The following is a 24416-nucleotide window of genomic DNA, read 5'->3' as shown; positions in this document are numbered from 1 at the left end:
TTTGTTTTTTAATGATTAAGTATTTTTTATATAAGCACCATACCAACCCAAACTTTCAGGTTTTGCATCTGTTGCAGGGTTACCAAATAACATAAAGGAGATATTTCCTCCTGGAGGAAAGGACAAACTAAATACTTCTAAAGCAATATTATTGATCTTCATCAGATAAGCAGTAGTTTCTGTACCAGTTGCTTTTTGAAGCATAATCGACCCTATATTTAACTTCAATACACCTTGTAGACTAAAAGAAGGAGCCTGTGGATTAACTCCCGGTAATTTTACTCCCGACCAAGCACCTTTTGCACCTACGCACCAAGCCATCATAAAGGTTGAGGTAAATCCTGCTGAACTAGCCAGTGCTCCTAGTGTTCCCATATTGAGGTTAAATACCAATGCATACCATTGACCACTTACATTTTGCTGTTGCTGCAATGAAGGAATAGCTACATTTAAATACCCCTGTGAAGTTGGAGTATTTGTAGAATCTCCGTTTGTAATACCTGATAACTGTAAAGGAAAATGAGAATATAAACTATCTTTTCGCGGAGTGCTCTGACCCACATCAAAAGCCATTTGGCTTATATCAAAAATAAATGTTTTGGTAGTAGGAGTTTCAAGATCAAAGGTGAGATCTACATACATATTAGAGTATGATAATCCTCTAAAATTTGTGGTTACGCTGTCTGATTCTGCTCCAAAAGAAAACAAATCAAAACCAGATAAATCATTATAATTAATGAAACCCCAAAAAGAGAATTTGGCATTTACAGTATTGCTTGTAACATCATTTTGAGATACAACTGTAACAAAAGCTGTTTTTATAATTTCAACATCTGTAATAATATTGTTATTTACAAGGTTAAGAACATTATCTGATGTATTGGTAAAGTTATATGAAGGCACGCCATTTGTGTTTTCATAAGTACCCGTAAGAATAATTAGATTTGCTCTGTTAACAGCATCTATTTTTTCTCCAAAAAGTTTATTAATTGTCAGTGCTAAATAGCTGTTGTAATTGTATATTTTACTGTTTATAAAAACTATTTTTAACTGCAGTACAACAAAATCATAATCTACAGCACCGTTTATTGGAGCCTTGTTTTTATACACAACAGGATTTGAACCCATGCCTTCAAATACAGGATCTTCATAATCTATCAAAGCAAACATTGAGCTCGTAGGCTGCATGGCTACAACTCCTTTCGAATTGTTTACAATACTGATATCTATACCAAAATGATGAGCATAAAAATTATCTAAATCAATACCTGCCAGCAAGCCTTGTAATTCTTTCGGAAAATCCTGTACACTAATGTCAACACCTAGCGAAAGCACTCCTTGCCATTCTGGATTTGTAGCTATATTATAAAAATTAAGATAATCATTATCTCCTTGAACTTTATACTTATCAATTCCGCTTTGTATGTATTGCTGTAACCACATACTTAGGTTCGGAAGACCGTTATTGCTAGTATCGTTAAAAGTATCTGGTGAAATCCAACCTTGAATATTTTGCACTTTATCAAGAAGTTTTCCTGTACAGAATTTAAATATAATAACATTTTTATATTGACCATTGGCCGGTTCTTTTGGAACATTTAATATAAAAGGCCATTCGGTTATTTCCATTTCATTGCTAAAGTTATCCAGCACATAAGTCCCGTCACTCAATTTTTCATTATATGAAATAACAAGAAACAACTGGTTGGACTGCAGCGCTGTTTGAAGCGTTGAACTTGGAGGCGTAAATTGCAAATTGAATACTTTTGAAAGAGTTCCATCAGATTTTAAAAACTGATTACTGGCTAATTGTAAAGTATTCCAACGTCCATTATCAGGATTTACATTAACATAAAATCCCTGCGGACTCGTAGATGAAATACCGCTTTCATTTGCTTTGGCTCCAAATAAATGAGATGCTGTTGCCGGAATATTTTCTGTGCTCATTACATTAGCAATAATGGCTTTTCGGGTTGGATTTAGAATTTGTTTTTCAAACAAAGAAAAATCGACTTTTCCCGATGGAGTTGCTGTTACAGCTCCATAAGGAACTAAAGGAAAGTAAACAGTCTGTTGTGCATTTGATAATATTCCAGAACCTGTTGTGAGATGAACAAACAAAGGAGAATTAGGATCCTTATCTGGAGAGAATAATGGAGAACCTTGCGGCTGTGCATGGTAAACCACAGGTGTCTGCGCACTGTTAACCATTACAACACCATTCCATACAGTAATGTAACTGCTTGCCAGCCATTCTTGTGTGGTATTACTTCCTACAACATTTTTTGTGCTTAAAATAGGAAACTGAGGAGCAAAAGCATTTTGATTGGGTTGAAAATAAAGCCAATCTCCTATTCCAGTAATTTCGGATTTAGTCTCGTCGATAAACTGAGGAGTAAAACTAATAGTTTCTGTAGATCCAAGTCCACACATTAATTGCACTTGTTTATTAGCGTCTACATTTACTTCATATGATATGTCTAGTGTTAGCGATAATGCCCCCTGAGGAACCATATACCAAATTGCATTGGGATCATCAGGTGTTTGCTCGCTCAATACTAAAAGAGAACTATTCTGAGTTGGATAGTTTATGGAAATACCATAGTTGATAAAATTGGTATAAGGAACTAAAATTAAAGGATAACCAAAATTAGTTATATAATAAGAAGGAAGAGCCGATGTTCTATTTTGCTGTGTAAAAGTATTATAAGTTTCTCCTAAAAAAGCAAAATAAGTGTTTACACCCGCTTTATTTAATAAATCACAAGGATAAATACTAGCTTGCATTTTTATTAAATCATTCAAATTTCCAGCTTTAATAAGTGAATAAGTAGTTCTCGTAAGAATACCATTGTCGGCATTATTATTAAAACTATACTGATTACTTACATTAAAACCAATAAAATCTGATGCAGCATCAAAACCCAATATAAAACGAATATGTCCTTGACCCACTCCTGTTAGCGGTATTTCAATACCGCTCATAATTTGGCTTGATGATCCAAGATGATTAGGTTTAAAAGTGTAATTAACAGCTCCTTGCTGACCAGATATAGTCATAGTATTATTTACACTGTCAACAGTAAGCGAAACATTTGTGTTACTTATAAATAGTGTAGCAAAGTCATTGCCAAAGTTGTAATTGTAACCATTTAAAACAGAATAAAGACCGTTGGCTCCTCCTGTTAAAATCAATTGGGTTGTATTATCTGTAGTCAACGGTATGTCAGGGTTCTCAAACCAAACTACAGCTGCCGATTGATAAGGTTGCAACGGGCCAAGAAAATTATATACGTTACTTACAAATGTATTGACATCTAAAGTTGGAGCACTTAAAGAAAATAAAATATAGCCATTGTAAGCCGACAGATTATCCAAAGATATAATTCCGTCAGTAGGCCCTGTAACACCATTTACGAGTAGATAAGCGCACCAATTATCATCTTTTGCTGCTAAATAAAGTGAACTATTACCTGATGAAGTATTTGTGAATTGTAAGGTTGCCATAATTCGTTTAATGAAAGTGTTGAATCTAAAAGTCTATAGACGGATATTTGACAACTTAAAATCCAGATTTTAAGATTTAATCATATATATACCAGCCTACTAAATCACCTTTGTAAGGAAAGCTTGTGTTATTTGCTTTTACAGAATATGTTATGTCTGCTTTCAGTGTCGAAATAGAGGGAGAAAAATTCAGATAAATACTCAAACATCCGCTAGTTTGACTTAAACCAGATTTCAGATCAAATTGATATATAGGGTTAGTCGCGTTCAAAGATTCTATTCCTACCAAAACAGTAGCTAAATATAGGGTGCATACTACAATTTTTCCAGTTGAATCAATATTGTATTTAATGAGTAAATCACCAAAATAACGCTCACCAGTACAATTTTTTTCAGCAATGGGAGCAACTATTTTTTGAACAGAAACAGGAGAAGTTCCCTGGGCTAATGTTGATAATGGAAGTACCGTAAGCATACATATAAATAATACTTTTAAGAGTATATTTATTTGAAAATTTAAATTTCCATTTGCTAATCTTGACTTCATATATTCAATTTACCCAGGAAATTACCCTGATATTTTTAATTATGACCAAGTTGCAATCTGCTTTGCAAAAGCAGTATCATTATTACCATCTTGATCTGTACCACGACCACTTGCTGTAACCTGACCACTATCAAAACCGAATTGGGCTCTAAAACTAATAAGATCAATTTGTAATGACTGTGATCCAGCTTTAAATTCTACATTTGTTGCTGTTGGTTGAACTGGTGAAAGGGTAATTGTTCCTAAATTTCCAGCTGCAGTAGAAAAAGTGATAACTGCTACCTGCATTCCTGAAACAATAGAAACTACAGTTGTCGATTTGATGCTGTTAACCAACATTGAATCTTGAGAGTAAGGATAAGTTGCCATAATTATTTTTTTTATTTTCCTACTCATAAGGCTTTTCGGAATCCGCCTCGTTTTTTTAAGTGGGTTCTGACTCCACTTTATGTTTTTTTAAACATCTATTTTCTTCTATAAAAATAGTCTCTAAATAAAATTAGTTCAGAAAAACTGTCATAAGAGCAAAATTCCTTGTTGCCAGATATTTCATTTCCTGTACAAAACACTGAATAAGTATAAAATATTTCAACGCTTAGATAGTAAGAAAGAGAGAAATCACCTATTGTTCAGTTGTTTCGGTATTTAACTTTAAGAAGAATAGAAATAGTCCTATACCATAATTTCACTATTTCGTTAGCTCTGACTTACTTTTGACAGATTTAAAATACAAGACTTATAATTAAATAATTATTCACCTAGATAACTTATTGCTTACAACTAAGTTCTCCCCCTACTCACCCCACAAAAAAAGTCCCGATGCAAATCGGGACTTTTTGTTTATATGAACTTCTCGTTTTATTCCAAAATAAAACTCACACTCACATTTACAACAATTGCAATTTCTCCTATTGCTAATGTTTCCCTTGGAGTTGCTTCAACAGCATCACTCATAGTGGTCTTCATTGCAAACACTGGTGCAGGTGATGGATAGTAATTTTGAGAATTATCAGATATCATTAACGCTTTGCCTACTTTTTGTCCCAATACAGACACGAAATCATCTGCTTTAGCTTTGGCATCTTTCATAGCTAATTTTCGAGCCTCAGCTTGATATTGTGCCAATTTTGAAGATTGAAACGTAACACCATCAATACGGTTAACTCCTGCATCTACCAAGCCCTCCATCAAACCATCATATTTGGTCAAATCTTTCAATAAAATTTCAATGGTTTGACTAGCATTGTAAGAACGCTTTTTAGATTCATATTCATATTGTGGATTAAGTGCAACACGACGTGTTTTGAAATCTTCTGATGGTATGTTTATTTTTTTAATAAATTTTAAAACGGCTTCAGTTTTTATATCATTTTCTTTCTTCACATCTTTGGCATTAGCACCTTTTGTCTCAACAGTGATTACAATAGCTGCTTGATCTGGTGTTACCTTTACTCTACCTTCTCCATTCACACTAATTTGAGGTGTGGGTTTAGTGTCTTGAGCCTGAACTACAAAGACTGAGAAGACAAACAATAGGATAAGTACTTTTTTCATAAGAATTCTGTTTAAAAATTTATAGATGATTTTATTACTAGGACTATTTACAAAAGTAATGCCATTATAGCTTTCCTCTTTTTTCGAGAATAAACAAAAGAACAATAGGAATCGCCAAAAGAATCACCATCAACGTGTGTTCGAACAATAACTGCGGTTCTTTTACCAAAGTAATCACATAACCCCCAACAGCCCCACCAAAGTGAGCTGTATGACCAATATTATCATTTTGAGCTTTCATTCCGTAAATAGAATACAACAAGTACAATATTCCAAAAAGATATGCCGGTATAGGAATTACAAAAAACAATCCCAACATCATATCTGGTTGTAACAAAATAGCAGAATACAACACCCCTGTAACAGCTCCTGAAGCACCTACAGCTCTATAACTATAGTCATTCTTGTGAAAAGACATCGTAAGCAAACTTCCAAAAACTAAACTTCCAAAATACACCAAAACAAAGGAAAAAGTACCTAAAAAAGCAATAACAACTGGAGCAAAAAAATAAAGTGTTAGCATGTTAAAAAGTAAATGCGACATATCAACATGTAGAAAACCAGAAGTTAACATTCGAATTTGTTCACCAGCGCGAATACTTCCTACATGAAATTCATATTTCCTAAAAAAATATAGGTCATTCCATCCTTTGTAACTTACTACTACATTAGCCAAAATAAGGCCAAGCAAAATCATATTCATAACAAACTTTTTATAGATATTGGTAAAGATAGTAATCTTACATTTTTAAACCCTAGTTGTGTCAACATTAAATTGTTTCCTTTTTTGGGCTATATTTGCATAAAAAATTAGCATGCAATTTCTGGTTTATATTATAGTTTTTCCAATTCTTTGGATTATTTCTATCCTTCCTTTTCGCGTTTTTTATTGGTTCTCAGATCTTATGTACATCATCGTTTATCGAATTGTGGGGTATCGTAAAAAAACTGTCCGTGAAAACCTGGCTTTGGCGCTTCCACATTTGAGTACCGAAGAACGATTAATTATTGAGAAAAAATTCTACCATCATTTATGCGATTTGTTTTTAGAAATGGTCAAAACATTATCTATCTCTAAAGAAGAAATGGATAAGCGTTTCAAAATAACCAATATCGAATTGGTTAAAGAATTTGAAAGAAAAGGAAAAAGTGTAGCCTTATTAACCTCACATTATGCAAGTTGGGAATGGTTAATGACTCTTAATGATCAAACTTCTTTTTTTGGTATTGGTGTTTATAAAAAAATCGGCAATAAATATTTTGACCAATTGGTTCGAGATATTAGATCCAAATTTAATGCCGAACTAGCAGAGACAAAACAAGCGATACCACTGATGCGCGAAAATCAAAAGAGTGGTAAAATGTGTATGTATGGATTGGTAAGCGATCAATCACCTAAATTAGAGCGTGCTTTTCACTGGCACACTTTTATGGGAGTAGAAGTTCCTGTTCACACTGGTGCCGAAATGCTTGCCAAGCGTTACGATATGAATGTTCTATTTGTTGATGTAAAAAAAGTAAAAAGAGGCTTTTACGAAGCCTCTTTTATTGATTTATCTACTGATGCGAGAAGTGTACCTGATTTTGAAATCACAGAGCGATTTTTGAAATTGGTAGAACAGCAAATTTTAGATGCACCAGAATATTATTTGTGGACACATAAAAGATGGAAACACAAACGGTAGTCTATAAAAAAACTCATTACGAACTGTAATGAGTTTTTTTTTATGGATAATTTCAAGTCTACTTTGTGAACCATTGTTCAACTAATGCATTTTCAAAAGAGATTGCTTGTTGATGCAAAAACTCATTGGTTTCTGCATTATATTGATATTCTTTAGCCCATTCTTTATGATTCTCCGCTAAAGATTTAATAGCATTGCAAACATATTCTATTTCAGCCGAAGTTGTAGTCGGATGAATTGACATTCTGATCCATCCTGGTTTGCGGATTAAGTCTCCTAAACTTATTTCGTTAACCAACTTATGAGACGTTTCTTGATCTACGTGTAGTAAAAAATGCCCGTAAGTTCCAGCGCAACTACAGCCTCCTCTTGTTTGAATTCCGAAACGATCATTGAGAAGTTTTACTCCTAGATTAAAATGCAAATCATCAATAAAAAACGAAATCACACCCAATCGCTCTTGATGTTGTCCAGCTAAAATTTTGATATTTGAAACATTCTGTAGTGAATCAAAAACATAGTCCACAATTTCGTGTTCGCGTTTCAAAATATTGTCAATTCCCATTTCGTCTTTCAACTGAATGGCCAAAGCGGTTTTGATTACTTGCAGGAAACCAGGTGTTCCTCCATCTTCTCTGTCCTCAATATTATCGATATATTTGTGTTCACCCCAAGGATTTGTCCACGATACGGTTCCTCCACCTGGGCAATCTGGCACCATATTGTTGTATAATTTTTTATTAAAAACCAATACTCCCGAAGTACCTGGACCACCTAAGAACTTGTGCGGTGAAAAGAAAATAGCATCCAAATACGCCTCATCATCCTCGGGATGCATATCAATGGATACGTAAGGACCTGAGCAAGCAAAATCTACAAAACAAACTCCATTATGTTGATGCATCATTTTGGCAGCCTCGTGATATGGCGTGCGAATACCAGTAACATTGGAACAAGAAGTAATTGAAGCAATTTTTAATGTTCTTTCTTTATATTTTTCAAGTAATACTTTTAGATTTTCTAATGAAAAAAGTCCGTCTTCGGTTGAAGGAATCACTTCAACATCTGCGATGGTCTCTAACCAAGAGGTTTGATTGGAATGGTGCTCCATATGAGAAATAAAAACTACTGGTTTTTTCTCGATTGGAATGGCAATAAAATCTTTTAAATTTTCAGGAACTTTAATCCCTAAGATACGTTGAAACTTATTCACAACTCCAGTCATTCCTGTACCATCTGTGATTAAAACATCATTTTGATTGGCATTAACGTGTTGCTTAATGATATTTCTAGCGTGGTGATACGCTTTGGTCATAGCCGTTCCAGAAACGGTAGTTTCAGTATGTGTATTAGCGACAAAAGGTCCGAAGGCATTCATTAATTTTTCTTCGATAGGTCGATACAATCTGCCGCTTGCGGTCCAATCAGTGTAGATGATTTTTTTTCGTCCAAATGGAGATTCAAATTCTTGCTCAATTCCGATAATATTTTTGCGAAATTGTTGAAAATACTGTTCTAAAGCCGTCTCTTTTGTGCTATTTGTCATTATATCTTTCATTTGATTGCAAATATATTATATTTGAATGAAAACGTAAGATTGATTTTGGTTTTATTCAATGTAAACACTCTTAAACAATTAAAAAAAGTTAAACACGAATTACACAAATTTGCACTAATTTTTTGTGCTTTTTAAATTACACAAATTCATAATTAACAAAATAAAATTCTTTATTAGAAAGACTAGACAAAATTGGAGAAAAAAGTTTTCAAAGGTGTTAGCCTTGTGATTTTAGCACAAAGGCTTAATTCTAATATTAACAGCTTTCAAAAAATGCTATATTTTATAGTATTAAACGAGCAAAAAAAAACCTTTTCAATACTGCTACTGAAAAGGTTTTTCTTGATTTATGAAGCTAAAAAATGAAACCAAAAAAGCCAATTGTAGCTCCTTTACCCCCGATAGGAGCGGCATCCTTTGTTTTTTTTCTTTAAAAAAACAAAGATATAGCGGATAGCGGGATTCCTGTTTCCTGATTAGCCTAATGCGTTGGTCCTAGAAACTCAACTTGTTATTTTAGATTCCAGCGACTGTTTTGATTTCATCAATGATGCGTATAGCCAGATCATCGGCCAATTGTTGCGTAGCGGCTTCGGTGTAAATACGGATAATTGGTTCGGTATTTGATTTTCTAAGGTGTACCCAATTTTCGGCAAAATCAATTTTCACTCCGTCAATGGTCGTGATGTTTTCTGATTGATACTTATCGGTCATTGCTACCAAAATCGCATCCACATCAATTTGAGGCGTCAATTCGATTTTGTTTTTACTCATATAATATTCAGGATACGAAGCACGCAAGGCAGATACTTTCATTTTTTTATTGGCCAAATGCGTCAAAAACAAAGCCACACCCACCAAGCTATCGCGCCCGTAATGCAATTCAGGATAGATGATTCCACCATTGCCCTCACCACCGATAATAGCGTTATTTTTTTTCATTAATTCCACTACATTCACCTCTCCCACTGCACTCGCTTCGTAGCTGCCCCCGTGAGCAACCGTTACATCGCGCAACGCTCTTGATGAAGACATATTCGAAACCGTGTTGCCTGGTGTTTTGCTCAACACATAATCCGCGCAAGCCACCAAAGTGTACTCTTCGCCAAACATTTCGCCGTCTTCACTAATGAACGCCAAACGATCAACGTCTGGGTCTACGACGATTCCTAAATGCGCTTTTTCTTCGACTACTAAAGCTGAAATATCCGTTAGATGTTCTTTTAAAGGTTCTGGATTGTGAGGAAAATGGCCATTAGGTTCGCAGTACAATTTTACGACTTCAACCCCCATTTGCTCTAACAATTTTGGGATGATGATTCCGCCAGATGAATTCACACCATCGACTACAACTTTAAAATTGGCTGCTTTTACTGCTTCAATATCGACTAATGGCAAATTCAATACTTCATCGATATGAATATCCATATAAGCGTCATTGATGGTAATTTCGCCCAAACTATCCACGTCTGAAAAATCAAAAGCTTCCGCTTCGGCAATGGCTAATATTTTTTCGCCATCGGCACCACTTAAAAACTCTCCTTTTTCATTGAGAAGTTTCAAGGCATTCCATTGTTTTGGGTTATGTGACGCGGTCAATATAATTCCGCCATCGGCTTTTTCCATTGGAACTGCTACTTCAACGGTTGGTGTCGTGGACAATCCTAAGTCGATTACATCAATGCCTAAACCTAATAAAGTATTCACCACTAAATTGTGAATCATAGGTCCAGAAATACGAGCATCTCTACCAATTACAACGGTATTTTTTTCTTTATTGCTATGCTTTTTTAACCAAGTTCCGTAGGCCGAAGCAAATTTTACTGCATCTACAGGAGTTAAATTATCCCCAACTTTTCCTCCAATAGTTCCTCGAATACCTGATATTGATTTGATTAATGTCATTTTATTTCAATTTGGTTATAGCTACAAATATAAAAAAGTTGGATGGGCTTATAGTCTTTCCAACGAAAAGTTTTTAGTTAAGGAAAACGAGGCTTTTATTGTGAGGCTTTTTAAAGTTTGTATCTTTGGAAATAGTCAAAGCAAAACAATGAACTTTCTCGCGCACATTTTTCTTTCGGGTGATGATGAATTACTCAAAATAGGTAATTTTATGGCCGATGGCATTCGTGGAAAACAGTACGAACACTTCCCTTTGTCCATACAAAAGGGCATTCGTTTGCATCGCTTCATTGATACTTATACTGATGCGCATCCTGTTTTTAGAAAAAGTACACAAAGACTGCACTCCAAATACCATCACTATGCTGGAGTCATTGTTGATTTGTTTTACGACCATTTTTTAGCTAAAAATTGGAGTACTTATTCTGATGAAAATCTAGAGGATTTTACCGAAACTTTTTATCAATCGTTAAGAGACAATTACGATATTTTATCCGAAAGAACCAAAGGAATGATGCCTTACTTAATAGAGCACAATTGGTTATTGAGTTATCAAACAGTAGAAGGGATTGGTCGGATTTTGACACAAATGGATAATCGAACCAAAAATGCATCCAAAATGAGGTTTTCCTCGAATGAATTGGTTGAATTTTATCCCGAATTTGAAAAAGAGTTTACTATCTTTTTCCAAGACATACAAGAACAAGTGACAATAAAAATGCAACAACTATGAAAATTCTCCAACTTCTATTTCTTTCTATTTTCTGTAGTTTTTTGAATGAAAATGTACTGGCGCAAACCGGTCTAATCGCTAACAAAGCTATGGTGGTATCTGCACGAGAAGAAGCTTCCAAGATAGGCGTCGAAATTATGCAAAAAGGCGGCAATGCTTTTGATGCTATGGTGGCTACTGAATTGGCTTTGGCAGTTGCTTATCCGTATGCGGGAAATTTAGGTGGCGGTGGGTTTATGGTGTATCGCAAAGCCAATGGCGAAACGGGTGCCATTGATTATCGTGAAAAAGCACCTTTGGCAGCGACCAAAAACATGTATCTAGACGCTGATGGAAATGTTATCAAAGGAAAAAGTACGGATACTCCCTTGGCAATCGGAGTACCTGGAACCATAGCTGGTGTTTTTGCCGTTCATAAAAAACTGGGAAGTCTGCCTATGTCGGAAATACTAAAACCTGTAATTGCTTTGGCAGAAAAAGGGGTTGTAGTTACGCGCAAACAAGAGCTCCGATTGAACGATTACAGAGAAGAAATTATAAAAGCGAATGGCAATCAAACCTTATTTGCACAACCTTTTAAAGAAAAAGACACCATAAAATATCCCGCTCTAGCTGCAACGCTAAAGCGAATCGCAAAAAATGGACGTGATGAATTTTACAGAGGACAAACGGCTAAAACGTTAGTGCAGTACCTACAACAAAAAGGAGGCATCATCACAATGAAGGATTTAAAACAATACGAAGCCAAATGGCGCACTCCACTTTCTTTTCAATACAAAGATTTAAAAATCATCTCTATGCCTCCACCAAGTAGCGGTGGTATTTGCTTGGCTGAAATTTTCAAAATGATTGCTCCCTTTGATTTATCTAAAATGGGACATAACTCAACAGAGTCCATACAAGTAATTGTAGAAGCAGAACGCAGGGCTTATGCTGATAGAAGTCACTATCTTGGCGACCCCGATTTTGTTAAAATCCCAATTAAAGCATTGTTAGCAGATGACTATTTACAGCAACGTATGAGTAGTTTTAGTTTCGAAAAAGCCACCTTGTCCTCTGAAATCAAAGAAGGAAAAGTGAACTATAACGAAAGTACAGAAACCACTCACTATTCAATAGTAGATGCCGCTGGAAATGCGGTGGCTGCTACCACAACCTTAAATGATGGCTATGGTTCCAAATACTATTGCGATGCTTTAGGTTTTTTCCTCAATAACGAAATGGACGATTTTAGTGCCAAACCCGGAACCCCAAATATGTTTGGTTTAGTAGGGAACGAAGCCAACAGTATTGCTCCCGGAAAACGAATGCTAAGTTCGATGACTCCAACTATCGTTGAAAAAAACGGGCAATTATTTATGGTAGTAGGTTCGCCGGGTGGTTCTACTATTATTACTTCGGTTTTGCAAACGATTCTAAATGTTTACGAATATAAAATGAATATGCAACAAGCTGTAAATGCGCCACGTTTTCATCATCAGTGGTTGCCTGATATAATTACTTTTGAACCAAAAACATTCGACACTACTACTTTTGAAAAACTAAAAACAAAAGGCTATATCATCAACGAAAAAACGACTCCTGTCATTGGCAAAGTCGATGCTATTTTGGTTTTACCTAATAAAAAACTTGAAGGTGGAGCTGATTTTAGAGGTGACGATACAGCGGTTGGCTTTTAATTATGGATTTCATTACAGCCTTAGAAAAAGAATTTATAGCGAAGGCCAATACAGCACAAAGTAGTGCTATGGAAGCGTATATGAAAAATCATTTTCCGTTTTTTGGTATTGCTATGCCACAACGAAGAGCAATTTTAAAATCGGTTAGCATAACTTATTCAGCTGAAATAAAAGCAAATGCTCGTTCACTGGCACTTCAGCTTTACGACAAACCACAAAGAGAATTTCATTATTGTGCGATAGAACTTTTGATTCAAAATTGCAAAAGACTAGTCATAGATGACATTCAGTGGATAGAACAACTTCTACTTACCTACTCTTGGTGGGATACTGTCGATACCATTAGCAAATATTTACTAGGTCGTTATTTGGTTCAATTTCCTGAACAAACGAATACGGTGATTGAAAAATTTTCTAATGCTCCAAATATTTGGCTGAACAGAAGCACACTTTTATTTCAATTAGACTATAAAAAGACTACCAATTTTACTATCTTAGAAGCTGTTTGTGAACACTTTAAAGAAAGTAATGAATTTTTTATTCAAAAAGCAATGGGTTGGGCATTAAGAGAATACAGTAAAATCAATCCGATAGCTGTCCAAAACTATGTTATAAGTACCAATTTAAAACCATTAAGCAAAAAAGAAGCCTTACGAATTATTGAAAAACAAAAACTATGAATTTCAGCACTATTATTACTGGCGTGGTCAATCGCTTCGAATTACTAATTGTATGGAGTCAAAGTAAGTTTACTAATAAACAATTCATTTTTTTATCGAGTGTATTGGTAGGAATATCAGCTGGTTTGGCGGTTATTATCCTAAAATCATTTGCGCATTCGGTTTTTACGTTTGCTACCTATGTCAATGGTATTTTAAAACTCAACTACATCAACAGTATTCTGCCTATAATAGGAATTTTGCTTACTGTTTTTGTTGTAAATAAATTACTTGGCGGAAGTATAGAAAAAGGTACATCACAGATTTTATATGCCGTTGCCAAAAAAGCAAGTATTATCCCCAAAAAACAAATGTATGCTCAAATTGTGACTAGTTCGTTAACGGTTGGTTTGGGCGGTTCTGCTGGTTTAGAAAGTCCCATTGTAATTACTGGTGCAGCATTTGGCTCCAATTATGCACAAAAATATCATTTGAGTTACAAGGATAGAACTTTACTTATTGGCTGTGGTGTTGCAGCAGGAATTGCAGCAGCATTTAACGCTCCCATAGCTGGTGTATTATTTGCGGTTGAAGTTTTGTTAGTGGATGTAAGTATTTCTGCATTTACACCCATTATGATTGCCGCTGCAACAGGTGCGATGGTTTCTGTGGTTGCACTTGATGAAAGCATCTTACTCTCCTTCAAACAGCAAGAACATTTTCATCATCTGAATATCATATATTATGTTTTTTTGGGTGTTTTTACTGGATTTGTTTCTGTTTATTATTCAAGATATTTTCAAAAAATAGAACGCTATTTTCATATTTCTAAACTTTCTGTTTACAAAAAGGCATTGTTAGGCTCAAGCATCTTGGCTTTATTGATTTTTGTGTTCCCTACACTTTTTGGGGAAGGATATGAAAGCATTCGTATTTTGTCACAAAGTGATCCAGGACAATTACTTGAAAATACCCTTTTCAAAGGCTTCCGCAATAACAATTGGATGTTACTTTTATTTATTGGTGCCAGTATGATGCTCAAAGTTTTCGCCACTGGATTTACCTTGAGTTGTGGAGGAAATGGAGGAAATTTTGCTCCTTCTTTATTTCTGGGGTCTTATGTTGGTTTCTTTTTTTCAACCCTACTCAATCTTATTGGTATAGCAAAATTACCAGTAAGCAATTTCACCATAGTTGGAATGGCAGGCATATTAAGTGGCTTATTTCACGCTCCGCTTACCGCTATTTTCTTGATTGCTGAAATTACAGGAGGTTATGGACTAATGATACCGTTGATGATTGTTGCCTCAACTAGCTACGCCATTTCAAAACGCTTTGAAAAACATTCGATGGATGTGAAAAATTTGGCCAAAAAAGGACACGCTTTTACCAGTAATAAAGATGCTAATGTCTTATCAACTTTAGAAACAAGTACAATAATTGACACTAGCTATCTCACTATCTCGCCAAACGAAAACTTAGAACGATTGGTGGATTTAATATCTCACTCGGATCAAGTTATTTTCCCAGTAGTTAATGAAGAAAATGAATTATTAGGCGTGGTTCATTTTAATGACATTAGAGAGATCATATTCAATACCTATCGCGTAAAATATACTTTCGTTAAAGAAATTATGGTGGCACCAGCTGCCTTGGTCGCTCCAACAGATCGTATGGAAATCGTGATGAATAAATTTGAACAAACCAGAAAAGCTTTTCTTCCAGTTGTACAATTCGGGAAATACTATGGTTTTATCTCAAAATCGGTGGCTTTAGAAGCTTATCGAACCAAACTTAAAGCTATGACTATTGACTAGTTGATATTTTTTACTATTTTTTTGTAACAAAAAAGGCAAAGCGCCTACTAAACTAATTAAAATCAAATAACTAAACTCAAAAATTATGAAAACACTAAAATTGACTGCTTTAGCATTGTTTCTTCTTGCAGGTAGTTCCTCGCTAATGGCACAAACTGCGGATGAAATTGTATCTAAATACATCACTACAATTGGTGGTGCTGCTAAATTAAAAGCACTGAAAGGAGTTAAAATGGAAATGGTTGTGAATGCTCAAGGAATGGAAATTCCTGTTGAAATAGTACAAGAACCAGGTGGAAAAATGTACGTCAAAATCAACATTCAAGGAAAAGAAATGACACAAATGGCTTCTGATGGAGAAACCGTTTGGAGTACTAGTTTTATGACCATGAAAGCCGAAAAATCGGATGCTGAAACTACCGCTAATGCTAAATTAAGTGCTGCTGATTTTCCTGATCCTTTTTTAGATTATAAAGCAAAAGGCTATGCTATCGAACTTATGGGTAAAGAAACTAAAGAGGGAACAGAGTGCTACAAAATAAAGTTAACCAAAAAACCAATCACGGTTGATGGTGTAAAAACTGATGATATCAACTATTACTATTTTGATACTGAAAATAATTTACCAATCGCAACTGAAACAGAAATTAAACAAGGCCCAATGAAAGGTCAAAAATCGGTTTCTACTATGAGTGATTATCAAGAAGTTGAGGGTATTTACTTCCCTTTTGCCATGAACCAAGGTGGACAAGCGATGAAAGTTAAAAAAATCACTTTAAATCCAACGGTAGATCCAAAAGCTTATGCTTTTCCTGCTCAATAAATAAACAAAACCAACTCGAAGTCCTTATTGAAAAGTAAGGGCTTTTTTTAACCATAAATTTTTATGAAAAAAACCACTATTTGGGTTGCTTGTTTAGGAATACTATCAGCAACCACAGTACTTGCACAAGACAAAATAGTACTCAAAGGCAAAGAATTATTTGGTGATATTCAAGCCAGACATATCGGGCCAGCATTAATGAGCGGTAGAATTACCGATATTGAAATGCACCCAACAAATAACAAAATTATCTTTACTGGAACTGCCGGTGGAGGCGTTTGGAAAAGCAACGATGGCGGAGCTTCGTTTAATTCAGTATTTGATGATCACATTCAATCTATTGGCTGTGTAGCCATCGACCCTTCTAAACCCGACCAAAACATCTGGGTTGGAACCGGTGAAACTTGGACAAGAAATAGTGTTTCTATGGGAGACGGAATCTACAAATCTACCGATGGAGGCCAAAACTGGAAAAATATGGGATTGCCAAAATCTGACCGTATTGCATCCATCGTAATCGATCCTAAAAACAGTGATGTAGTTTGGGTGGCCGTTCTGGGTGCTCTTTGGGGAGATAGTGACGAAAGAGGCATTTACAAAACCACCGATGGAGGAACTACTTGGAATAAGGTCTTATTTGTAGATAACAAAACAGGTTGTTCGGATTTGATCATGGATCCAAAAAACAGCAATATTATGTATGCTTCTTTTTGGGAATTCCGAAGAACGGGATGGTCATTCAGCTCAGGAGGAACCAAATCAGCTTTGTATAAAACCACCGATGGAGGAAAAACTTGGAATAAAATCCACAACGGATTCCCTGCTGGACAACTTGGTAGAATTGCCATTGCGGTTGCACCTTCAAATTCAAACATTTTATATTCTGTTTTAGAAACTGAAAAAGCTGAATTGAACGGATTGTATCGCTCTGAGGATGCTGGTGCTACTTGGAAACACTTGAATAGTGACTTTGGATTAGTTGTACGTCCTTTTTACTTTTCTAGAATTGTTGTAGACCCAAGAAATCCTGATATCGTAGTAAAAGGTGGTTTAAATGGATCCATCAGTCGAGATGGTGGAAAAACCTTTAAAAATTTAGGTGTGATGCATTCTGACATCCACGACATTACTTTTGACAACCTAGATAGCAACCGTATTTTCTGCGGAACTGATGGTGGGGTTTATAGAAGCTGGGACGGCGGAAATACTATGGAAATGGTAAGCAATCTACCCGTTTCTCAATTCTATCACGTAAGCATAGACGATAAAGAGCCTTTTAATGTATATGGAGGTTTACAAGATAATGGTTCTTGGTACGGTCCTTCTAAAAGTCCAGGCGGAGTGGAATCTCGTGATTGGACCAGAATTGGTCAAGGGGACGGTTTTAGAGTTATCAAACATCCAACCAAGAACATTATTTACAGCGAAATGCAAGGTGCTGAAAATGTTTGGCGTTACAATACAGATACACAAGAATTGATTACGATTCAGCCATTGGCAGTAAAAGGGGATCCAAAATTGCGTTTCAATTGGAATGCTCCGATGGAAATAAGCCAAAAACAACCCGATCGTTTTTATATGGGAAGCCAATTCGTGCACAAATCAGAAGATATGGGAAGAACTTGGACTAAAATTTCGCCAGATTTGACCACCAAAGACCCTCTGAAAATGGACACGACAAAATCAGGTGGTTTATCTGTTGACAATTCAGGTGCTGAGCAACATTGTACCATTTTTACCATTGCAGAATCTCCTTTGAACGAAAAAGTAATTTGGGCAGGTACCGACGATGGTAATGTACAAGTGACTAAAGATGGAGGAAAAACTTGGACTAATGTGGTAGCTAATATTAGTGGTTTGCCAAAAAACACTTGGTGCTATCATATTGAAGCAAGTGTTTTTGGAGAAGGAACGGCTTATGCTGTTTTTGAAGGCCACGCCAAAAATGACTATACACCTTACGCCTACAAAACAACAGATTATGGTAAGACTTGGAAATCAATTATAACACCAGACATTGATGGTTTTGTTCGAAATATTCAAGAAGATTTCAAGAATGAAAATTTGTTATTCTTGGGTACTGAAAAAGGATTGTATATCACCATTGATGGTGGAGCTAACTGGTCTCACTTTACCAATAATATGCCTGCTGTTGCAGTGCACTATATGGACTTAAGCAAAAAAACCAATTCCTTAGTTATGGCTACACACGGTAGAGGTGTTATTATTTTAGATGACATTACACCGCTACGTCAAATTAATCAAGAGGTTTTAGCTAAAGATGTACATTTTTTTGACTTGAAACCAGCAATCATTGAAGAACAATCTAGTTTTGGAACAACAGCAACAGAACTTGAATTTGTAGGTAAAAATCCATCGACCAGTGCACAAATCATTTATTACCTAAAGAAAAGACATACTTTAGGTAAAATGGATATTGAAATTCAAGATGAAAAAGGTAATAAAATCATTTCATTGGCACCAGGAAAGCAAAAAGGGATTAACGTAGTTAACTGGGATTACAATATGAAAAATCCAAAGATTGCTGCTGCCAAAACCCTTTCTTTTGCAGGATTTACAGCTCCTAGAGTACAAGAAGGAACTTATAAAGTAGTTTTGACTAAAGGAAAAGAAACCTATACTCACAATCTTAAAGTACTAAACGATCCTAAAAGTAGTATCTCGGCAGCTGATCGTTTGAAACAAAAGGAGACCACTCGTGAATTGTTCAACAAAAACGAAGAATTGGCTTATACTGTTTATGAAATTGATGAAACCGTAAAATTATTAGACCAATTGATTGCTAAAAACAAAAGCTTTACAAAACAAGGAACTAAGATAAAAACCGACTTTGAAAATCTTAAGGCAAAAATGGTAGTAACTACAGGTGATGGTTATGTTGCAACAGCTGAACCACAATTGAGAGAGAAATTAGGAGAATTGTACGCTTCAGTAGCGGGAAATTTTACAGCTCCATCTCCATCACAATTAGAAAACAAAGAAGCTATTTTGCAACGTTTTGATAATTCAATGACAGAATTCAAAAATTTAAAAGCCAAAAACGAAGCAACATATCTTAAACAAGCCAAAGAACAGAATATTCCTTTTGTACTTAAAACCTATGCAGAGTTTGTAGCAGAATAATTTCACCATACTTTGATATTTAAAAACGCTAACTTCGGTTGGCGTTTTTTTATTATCGGTTGCAATAAAAATTTTTAATATCCGATATTAATTGTAACTTTGTGGGGTTATGTGGAAAATAGATTTAGGATATCGCGAAGAATTTCAATCAACTTTTGAACGATTGTATCAAAAAAAACAAGATTTGCAAAATAGCAGACCCTTGCCTACTATCGCTTTGAATAAAATCAAAGAAAGTTTATCCATAGAATGGACCTACAATTCCAATAGTATAGAAGGAAACACCTTAACACTTAGAGAAACACAAATGGTCTTGCAAGAAGGAATTACTATAAAAGGGATTTCTTTAAGAGAACATTTCGAAGCACACAATCACGACAAAGCCATTGATTACCTTTTTTCGATAATCAATGAGAACTATGTATTACGAAGTATTGATATATTATCGTTACACGGTTTGGTATTACGTTCCATTGAAGATAATTTTGCAGGTAGGTTACGTAATGGAGGGGTTCGCATCTCTGGGGCTAATTTTGTTCCACCTAATGCCAACAAAGTTTCGGATTTACTAGATGAATTGATTGATTTTATTAACACCAACCCTTTAAACCTGAACGATATTGAGTTGGCAACTATTTTTCATCATAAATTAGTTTGGATTCATCCTTTTTTTGATGGCAATGGAAGAACGGTTCGCTTAAGTATGAATTTGTTATTAATGCGCTGTGGTTTTCCACCAGCAATTATTCTCAAAAACGACAGAAAAAAGTACTATGAAGCCCTCAACCAAGCTAACAACGGCAACTATCAAAAGCTTATGCTCTTGATGAGTCAAGCTCTTGAACGAAGTTTGAATATTTACCTAAATGCTATGCCTGATAGTAACAACGACTATAAGACAATAGCTAATATTGTTAGTGAACCAAGCAGCCCTTACGGTCAAGAATATGTTAGCTTACTAGCTCGAACGGGTAAAATAGATGCCTACAAAGAAGGCAGAAATTGGTACACCACGAAAGAAGCCATCGAAGCTTATATGAGCACTAGAAAAAGAAAACGCTAATTCACAATTTAGCGTTTTTTTTGTACCTTTTTTTAACACAATCTTCGATAGTGTTCTACTAAAAGAACAAATCAAAATAGTAACTTTGCTTCCGACCTATTCGGAATTTGCAAAATTATGCTAGATACAAATAATACCATTGAAGTTCAAGGCGCTCGCGTTCACAACCTAAAAAACATCGACATTGCTATTCCTAGAGAAAAACTCGTTGTCATAACAGGGCTTTCGGGTTCTGGAAAATCTTCCTTGGCTTTCGACACGATTTATGCCGAAGGGCAACGCCGCTATGTAGAAACATTTTCTGCTTATGCCCGACAATTTTTAGGAGGATTAGAACGTCCTGATGTTGATAAAATCGATGGGCTTTCTCCTGTAATTGCGATTGAACAAAAAACAACTAGCAAAAGTCCGCGTTCTACTGTTGGAACCATTACCGAAATATATGATTTCTTGCGTTTGTTATATGCTCGTGCCGCCGATGCTTACAGTTACAACACGGGAGAGAAAATGGTTTCCTACTCTGATGAACAAATTAAAGAATTGATTATTCAGAATTTTAACGGAAAAAGAATCAATATTTTGGCTCCAATTATTCGAGCCAGAAAAGGTCATTATGCAGAACTCTTTCAACAAATCACTAAACAAGGTTTTCTAAAAGTAAGAGTAAATGGCGAGATAGTAGACATTACTCCCGGAATGAAGCTCGATCGCTACAAAACACACGATATTGAGATTGTTGTGGATAGAATTGCGGTTGATACTTCTGAAGATATTCAGAAACGTTTGTCCGAAAGCATCAATACCGCTATGCATCATGGTGAAAATGTATTGATGATTTTGGATCAAGACACCAATGAGGTACGTTTTTTTAGCCGCAACTTGATGTGTCCGACAACGGGAATATCCTATCAAAATCCTGAACCCAATTTGTTTTCATTCAACTCCCCAAAAGGAGCTTGTGAACACTGCAATGGGTTAGGAACCATTAATGAAATCAATACCAAAAAAATCATTCCCAATCCAAAATTATCCATCAAAGCGGGTGGTTTTGCTCCGCTTGGAGAATACAAGTCGTCTTGGATTTTTAAGCAGCTTGAAACTATTGGAGAAAAATTTAATTTCAAAATAACGGACCCCATCGAAAAAATTCCAGCAGAAGCTATGGAAATGATTTTGAACGGTGGTAAAGAAAAATTCTCAGTTCAATCTAAAGATTTGGGTGTAACGAGAGAGTATAAAATTGATTTTGAAGGTATTTCGCATTTTATCAAAAATCAACACGACGAAAGTGGTTCTACTGCTATTAGGCGTTGGGCTAAAGAATTTATGGACGAAATTCCTTGTCCTGTTTGCGAAGGATCTCGTCTTAAAAAAGAAGCTAATTATTTTAGAGTAAACGAAAAGAATATTTCTGAATTGTGCAGTATGGACATTTCAGATTTGACCACTTGGTTTTTGGATTTAGAAAATCATTTGACCGATAAACAAAAACGAATTGCAACAGAAGTCATCAAGGAAATCAAAGACAGATTAGCGTTTTTGATGAATGTAGGTTTAAATTATTTGGCGTTGAGCCGAAGTTCAAAATCACTTTCGGGTGGTGAAGCACAACGTATTCGTTTGGCTACCCAAATTGGCTCGCAATTGGTTGGTGTTCTCTATATTTTAGACGAACCGAGTATTGGTTTACATCAAAGAGATAATGAGAAATTAATTCATTCTTTAGAGCAATTGCGAGATATTGGTAATTCGGTTTTGGTAGTTGAACACGATAAAGATATGATTGAACGTGCCGATTATGTAATAGATATTGGTCCAAAAGCAGGGAAATATGGAGGCGAAATCATCAGCATTGGTACTCCACAAGAAACCTTAGCCTCAAACACGATTACTGCACAGTATTTGAATGGAAAAATAAAATTTGACATTCCCAAAAAACGCCGAACTGGCAATGGAAAGTTTCTTAAATTAACTGGAGCAACGGGAAACAATCTAAAAAATGTTTCTATAGAAATTCCATTGGGGCAAATGATTTGTGTAACAGGCGTTTCTGGAAGTGGAAAATCGACTTTAATCAACGAGACCCTCTACCCTATTTTGAATGCATATTATTTTAACGGGGTCAAAAAACCACAACCTTATAAAAAAATTGAAGGTTTGGAACATATCGATAAAGTAATTGATATTGACCAAAGTCCGATTGGAAGAACACCTCGTTCTAATCCTGCCACTTATACTGAAGTTTTTACCGAAATCCGCAATTTGTTTACGATGACTTCTGAAAGTATGATTCGGGGATACAAAGCGGGACGTTTTAGTTTTAATGTAAAAGGTGGTCGATGTGAAACCTGCGAAGGCTCTGGTGTTCGAACTATCGAAATGAACTTTTTACCTGATGTGTATGTAGAATGCGAAAGTTGTCAAGGGAAGCGTTTTAATAGAGAAACCCTTGAAATTCGTTACAAAGGCAAGTCGATTTCGGATGTTTTGGATATGACGATTGATGAAGCGGTACCGTTTTTTGAAAACATCCCAAAAATTTATAGAAAAGTCAAAACCTTGCAAGATGTTGGTTTGGGTTATATCACTTTGGGACAACAAAGCACCACGCTTTCTGGTGGAGAGGCGCAACGTATTAAACTAGCGGGTGAATTATCTAAAAAAGACACAGGAAATACTTTTTATATTTTAGACGAACCGACTACAGGCTTACATTTTGAGGATATTCGGGTGTTGATGGATGTGATTAATCGATTGGTGGATAAAGGAAATACCGTTTTGATTATCGAACATAATATGGACGTCATTAAACTAGCCGATTACATCATTGACATTGGTCCCGAAGGCGGAAAAGGTGGTGGACAGCTTGTAGCCAAAGGAACACCTGAGGAAATCATTAAAGTAAAAAAGAGTTATACAGGAGAATTTTTAAAGAAAGAATTGGTATAATTCCCCTTCTTTGGAGGGGAAATAAAAAAATAGCTAAAATTAAAAATTATGAAATTAGAAGATTTTGATAATGACGAAGACAAAGTGATTCAAGATAAATTGAAACGCAAAACTTGGAATGAAATTCGTACGAATGATAGCTGGGCGATTTTCAAAATTATGTCCGAATTCGTAAATGGATACGAAACGATGAGTCGAATTGGGCCTTGTGTGACTATTTTTGGTTCGGCACGTTTAAAACCTGACACCCCTTACTATTTATTGGCTGAGAAAATTGCTTATAAAATTAGCAAAGCAGGTTACGGCATCATCACGGGTGGTGGTCCTGGAATTATGGAAGCTGGAAACAAAGGCGCTCATTTAGGCGGTGGAACTTCGGTAGGATTGAATATTGAATTGCCGTTTGAACAACATTTCAATCCGTATATTGACCACGACAAGAACCTGAATTTTGACTATTTCTTCGTGCGCAAAGTAATGTTTGTGAAATATTCGCAAGGATTTATTGTGATGCCGGGTGGTTTTGGGACTATGGATGAACTATTTGAAGCCATTACTTTGATTCAAACTAAAAAGATTGGAAAGTTCCCAATCATTTTGGTAGGAACTAGTTTCTGGTCGGGTTTGATAGATTGGATTAAAAGTGTATTGGTGGAAAGAGAACATACCATTAGCGAAGATGATTTGGAATTATTTAAACTTGTAGACACTGAAGATGAAGTGCTAGATGTATTGGATAAATTTTATAAGAAGTATGATTTGAGTCCAAACTTTTAATAAAAAAACTGTCCAC

General features: G+C 35.5%; 17 protein-coding genes. 10 read left to right on the top strand and 7 right to left on the bottom strand.

Annotated elements, in window-relative coordinates:
• Window positions 1–15: 15 nt before the first annotated feature.
• From ACZ1AQ_RS10510 to ACZ1AQ_RS10490, 5 genes are all read right to left on the bottom strand, one after another.
• The gene (locus ACZ1AQ_RS10510; protein WP_489632861.1) at window positions 16–3507 is read right to left on the bottom strand and encodes a hypothetical protein; all 3492 of its coding nucleotides are present in this window, start codon (window positions 3505–3507) and stop codon (window positions 16–18) included.
• Between the two features lie 76 nt (window positions 3508–3583).
• Window positions 3584–4054, bottom strand: a complete 471-nt coding sequence (locus ACZ1AQ_RS10505) for a hypothetical protein (protein WP_489632860.1) — start codon at window positions 4052–4054, stop codon at window positions 3584–3586.
• 39 nt (window positions 4055–4093) lie between these two features.
• On the bottom strand, window positions 4094–4423 hold the full coding sequence (locus ACZ1AQ_RS10500; RefSeq protein ID WP_489632859.1) for a hypothetical protein: 330 nt from the start codon (window positions 4421–4423) through the stop codon (window positions 4094–4096).
• Between the two features lie 489 nt (window positions 4424–4912).
• Window positions 4913–5608 (bottom strand): SIMPL domain-containing protein, encoded by a 696-nt coding sequence (locus ACZ1AQ_RS10495; RefSeq protein ID WP_489632858.1) that lies wholly within the window; start codon window positions 5606–5608, stop codon window positions 4913–4915.
• Window positions 5609–5672: 64 nt separating this feature from the next.
• Window positions 5673–6311 carry a rhomboid family intramembrane serine protease gene (locus tag ACZ1AQ_RS10490; RefSeq protein WP_489632857.1) on the bottom strand — a complete coding sequence of 213 codons (639 nt, stop codon included), beginning with the start codon at window positions 6309–6311 and terminating at the stop codon, window positions 5673–5675.
• 112 nt (window positions 6312–6423) lie between these two features.
• On the opposite strand from ACZ1AQ_RS10490, the gene ACZ1AQ_RS10485 reads away from it, so the two are divergent.
• Entirely contained in the window at window positions 6424–7293 is an 870-nt protein-coding gene (locus tag ACZ1AQ_RS10485; protein ID WP_489632856.1) for a lysophospholipid acyltransferase family protein, read from the top strand.
• A gap of 58 nt (window positions 7294–7351) precedes the next feature.
• Here the strand turns inward: ACZ1AQ_RS10485 and ACZ1AQ_RS10480 are convergent, their stop codons facing one another.
• The gene (locus ACZ1AQ_RS10480; protein ID WP_489632855.1) at window positions 7352–8839 is read right to left on the bottom strand and encodes an aminotransferase class V-fold PLP-dependent enzyme; all 1488 of its coding nucleotides are present in this window, start codon (window positions 8837–8839) and stop codon (window positions 7352–7354) included.
• Window positions 8840–9367: 528 nt separating this feature from the next.
• The gene (glmM, locus tag ACZ1AQ_RS10475) at window positions 9368–10756 is read right to left on the bottom strand and encodes a phosphoglucosamine mutase (RefSeq protein WP_489632854.1); all 1389 of its coding nucleotides are present in this window, start codon (window positions 10754–10756) and stop codon (window positions 9368–9370) included.
• 148 nt (window positions 10757–10904) lie between these two features.
• Between glmM and ACZ1AQ_RS10470 the strand changes: the two genes are divergently transcribed.
• The 9 genes from ACZ1AQ_RS10470 to ACZ1AQ_RS10430 all read left to right on the top strand — a co-directional run bounded on the left by ACZ1AQ_RS10470 (window position 10905) and on the right by ACZ1AQ_RS10430 (window position 24400).
• The gene (locus ACZ1AQ_RS10470) at window positions 10905–11489 is read left to right on the top strand and encodes an acyl carrier protein phosphodiesterase (protein WP_489632853.1); all 585 of its coding nucleotides are present in this window, start codon (window positions 10905–10907) and stop codon (window positions 11487–11489) included.
• A complete protein-coding gene (gene ggt, locus ACZ1AQ_RS10465) occupies window positions 11486–13168 on the top strand; it encodes a gamma-glutamyltransferase (RefSeq protein ID WP_489632852.1) in 1683 nt (560 codons plus the stop codon). Before ACZ1AQ_RS10470 ends, ggt begins: the two co-directional genes overlap by 4 nt.
• 2 nt (window positions 13169–13170) lie before the next feature.
• Entirely contained in the window at window positions 13171–13848 is a 678-nt protein-coding gene (locus ACZ1AQ_RS10460; protein ID WP_489632851.1) for a DNA alkylation repair protein, read from the top strand.
• A complete protein-coding gene (locus ACZ1AQ_RS10455) occupies window positions 13845–15644 on the top strand; it encodes a chloride channel protein (RefSeq protein ID WP_489632850.1) in 1800 nt (599 codons plus the stop codon). Before ACZ1AQ_RS10460 ends, ACZ1AQ_RS10455 begins: the two co-directional genes overlap by 4 nt.
• A gap of 85 nt (window positions 15645–15729) precedes the next feature.
• Window positions 15730–16467: an outer membrane lipoprotein-sorting protein gene (locus ACZ1AQ_RS10450; RefSeq protein ID WP_489632849.1), complete on the top strand. Its 738-nt coding sequence runs from the start codon at window positions 15730–15732 to the stop codon at window positions 16465–16467.
• Between the two features lie 63 nt (window positions 16468–16530).
• The gene (locus tag ACZ1AQ_RS10445) at window positions 16531–19611 is read left to right on the top strand and encodes a WD40/YVTN/BNR-like repeat-containing protein (RefSeq protein WP_489632848.1); all 3081 of its coding nucleotides are present in this window, start codon (window positions 16531–16533) and stop codon (window positions 19609–19611) included.
• 109 nt (window positions 19612–19720) lie between these two features.
• Window positions 19721–20674, top strand: coding sequence for a Fic family protein (locus ACZ1AQ_RS10440; RefSeq protein ID WP_489632847.1), 954 nt, complete (start codon window positions 19721–19723; stop codon window positions 20672–20674).
• A 117-nt stretch (window positions 20675–20791) separates the two neighbouring features.
• Window positions 20792–23623: an excinuclease ABC subunit UvrA gene (gene uvrA / locus ACZ1AQ_RS10435; RefSeq protein ID WP_489632846.1), complete on the top strand. Its 2832-nt coding sequence runs from the start codon at window positions 20792–20794 to the stop codon at window positions 23621–23623.
• A 48-nt stretch (window positions 23624–23671) separates the two neighbouring features.
• Complete coding sequence (locus ACZ1AQ_RS10430; RefSeq protein ID WP_489632845.1) at window positions 23672–24400, top strand: LOG family protein; 729 nt, start codon at window positions 23672–23674, stop codon at window positions 24398–24400.
• Window positions 24401–24416 lie beyond the last annotated feature (16 nt).

Source organism: Flavobacterium sp. UM26 (genome assembly GCF_057922445.1).
Note: the sequence above shows the minus strand (reverse complement) of the source record. Positions and strands in the feature narration are given on the sequence as shown.

What these genes read in the sequence shown, in the direction of transcription:
- uvrA (WP_489632846.1), top strand. Translation starts at nt 20,792, where the DNA reads ATGCTAGATACAAATAATACCATTGAAGTTCAAGGCGCTCGCGTTCAC.
- ACZ1AQ_RS10455 (WP_489632850.1), top strand. Translation starts at nt 13,845, where the DNA reads ATGAATTTCAGCACTATTATTACTGGCGTGGTCAATCGCTTCGAATTA.
- ACZ1AQ_RS10440 (WP_489632847.1), top strand. Translation starts at nt 19,721, where the DNA reads ATGTGGAAAATAGATTTAGGATATCGCGAAGAATTTCAATCAACTTTT.
- ACZ1AQ_RS10450 (WP_489632849.1), top strand. Translation starts at nt 15,730, where the DNA reads ATGAAAACACTAAAATTGACTGCTTTAGCATTGTTTCTTCTTGCAGGT.
- ACZ1AQ_RS10500 (WP_489632859.1), bottom strand. Translation starts at nt 4,423, where the DNA reads ATGGCAACTTATCCTTACTCTCAAGATTCAATGTTGGTTAACAGCATC.
- ACZ1AQ_RS10485 (WP_489632856.1), top strand. Translation starts at nt 6,424, where the DNA reads ATGCAATTTCTGGTTTATATTATAGTTTTTCCAATTCTTTGGATTATT.
- ACZ1AQ_RS10505 (WP_489632860.1), bottom strand. Translation starts at nt 4,054, where the DNA reads ATGAAGTCAAGATTAGCAAATGGAAATTTAAATTTTCAAATAAATATA.
- ACZ1AQ_RS10510 (WP_489632861.1), bottom strand. Translation starts at nt 3,507, where the DNA reads ATGGCAACCTTACAATTCACAAATACTTCATCAGGTAATAGTTCACTT.
- ACZ1AQ_RS10460 (WP_489632851.1), top strand. Translation starts at nt 13,171, where the DNA reads ATGGATTTCATTACAGCCTTAGAAAAAGAATTTATAGCGAAGGCCAAT.
- ACZ1AQ_RS10470 (WP_489632853.1), top strand. Translation starts at nt 10,905, where the DNA reads ATGAACTTTCTCGCGCACATTTTTCTTTCGGGTGATGATGAATTACTC.
- ACZ1AQ_RS10430 (WP_489632845.1), top strand. Translation starts at nt 23,672, where the DNA reads ATGAAATTAGAAGATTTTGATAATGACGAAGACAAAGTGATTCAAGAT.
- ACZ1AQ_RS10480 (WP_489632855.1), bottom strand. Translation starts at nt 8,839, where the DNA reads ATGACAAATAGCACAAAAGAGACGGCTTTAGAACAGTATTTTCAACAA.
- ACZ1AQ_RS10445 (WP_489632848.1), top strand. Translation starts at nt 16,531, where the DNA reads ATGAAAAAAACCACTATTTGGGTTGCTTGTTTAGGAATACTATCAGCA.
- glmM (WP_489632854.1), bottom strand. Translation starts at nt 10,756, where the DNA reads ATGACATTAATCAAATCAATATCAGGTATTCGAGGAACTATTGGAGGA.
- ACZ1AQ_RS10490 (WP_489632857.1), bottom strand. Translation starts at nt 6,311, where the DNA reads ATGAATATGATTTTGCTTGGCCTTATTTTGGCTAATGTAGTAGTAAGT.
- ggt (WP_489632852.1), top strand. Translation starts at nt 11,486, where the DNA reads ATGAAAATTCTCCAACTTCTATTTCTTTCTATTTTCTGTAGTTTTTTG.
- ACZ1AQ_RS10495 (WP_489632858.1), bottom strand. Translation starts at nt 5,608, where the DNA reads ATGAAAAAAGTACTTATCCTATTGTTTGTCTTCTCAGTCTTTGTAGTT.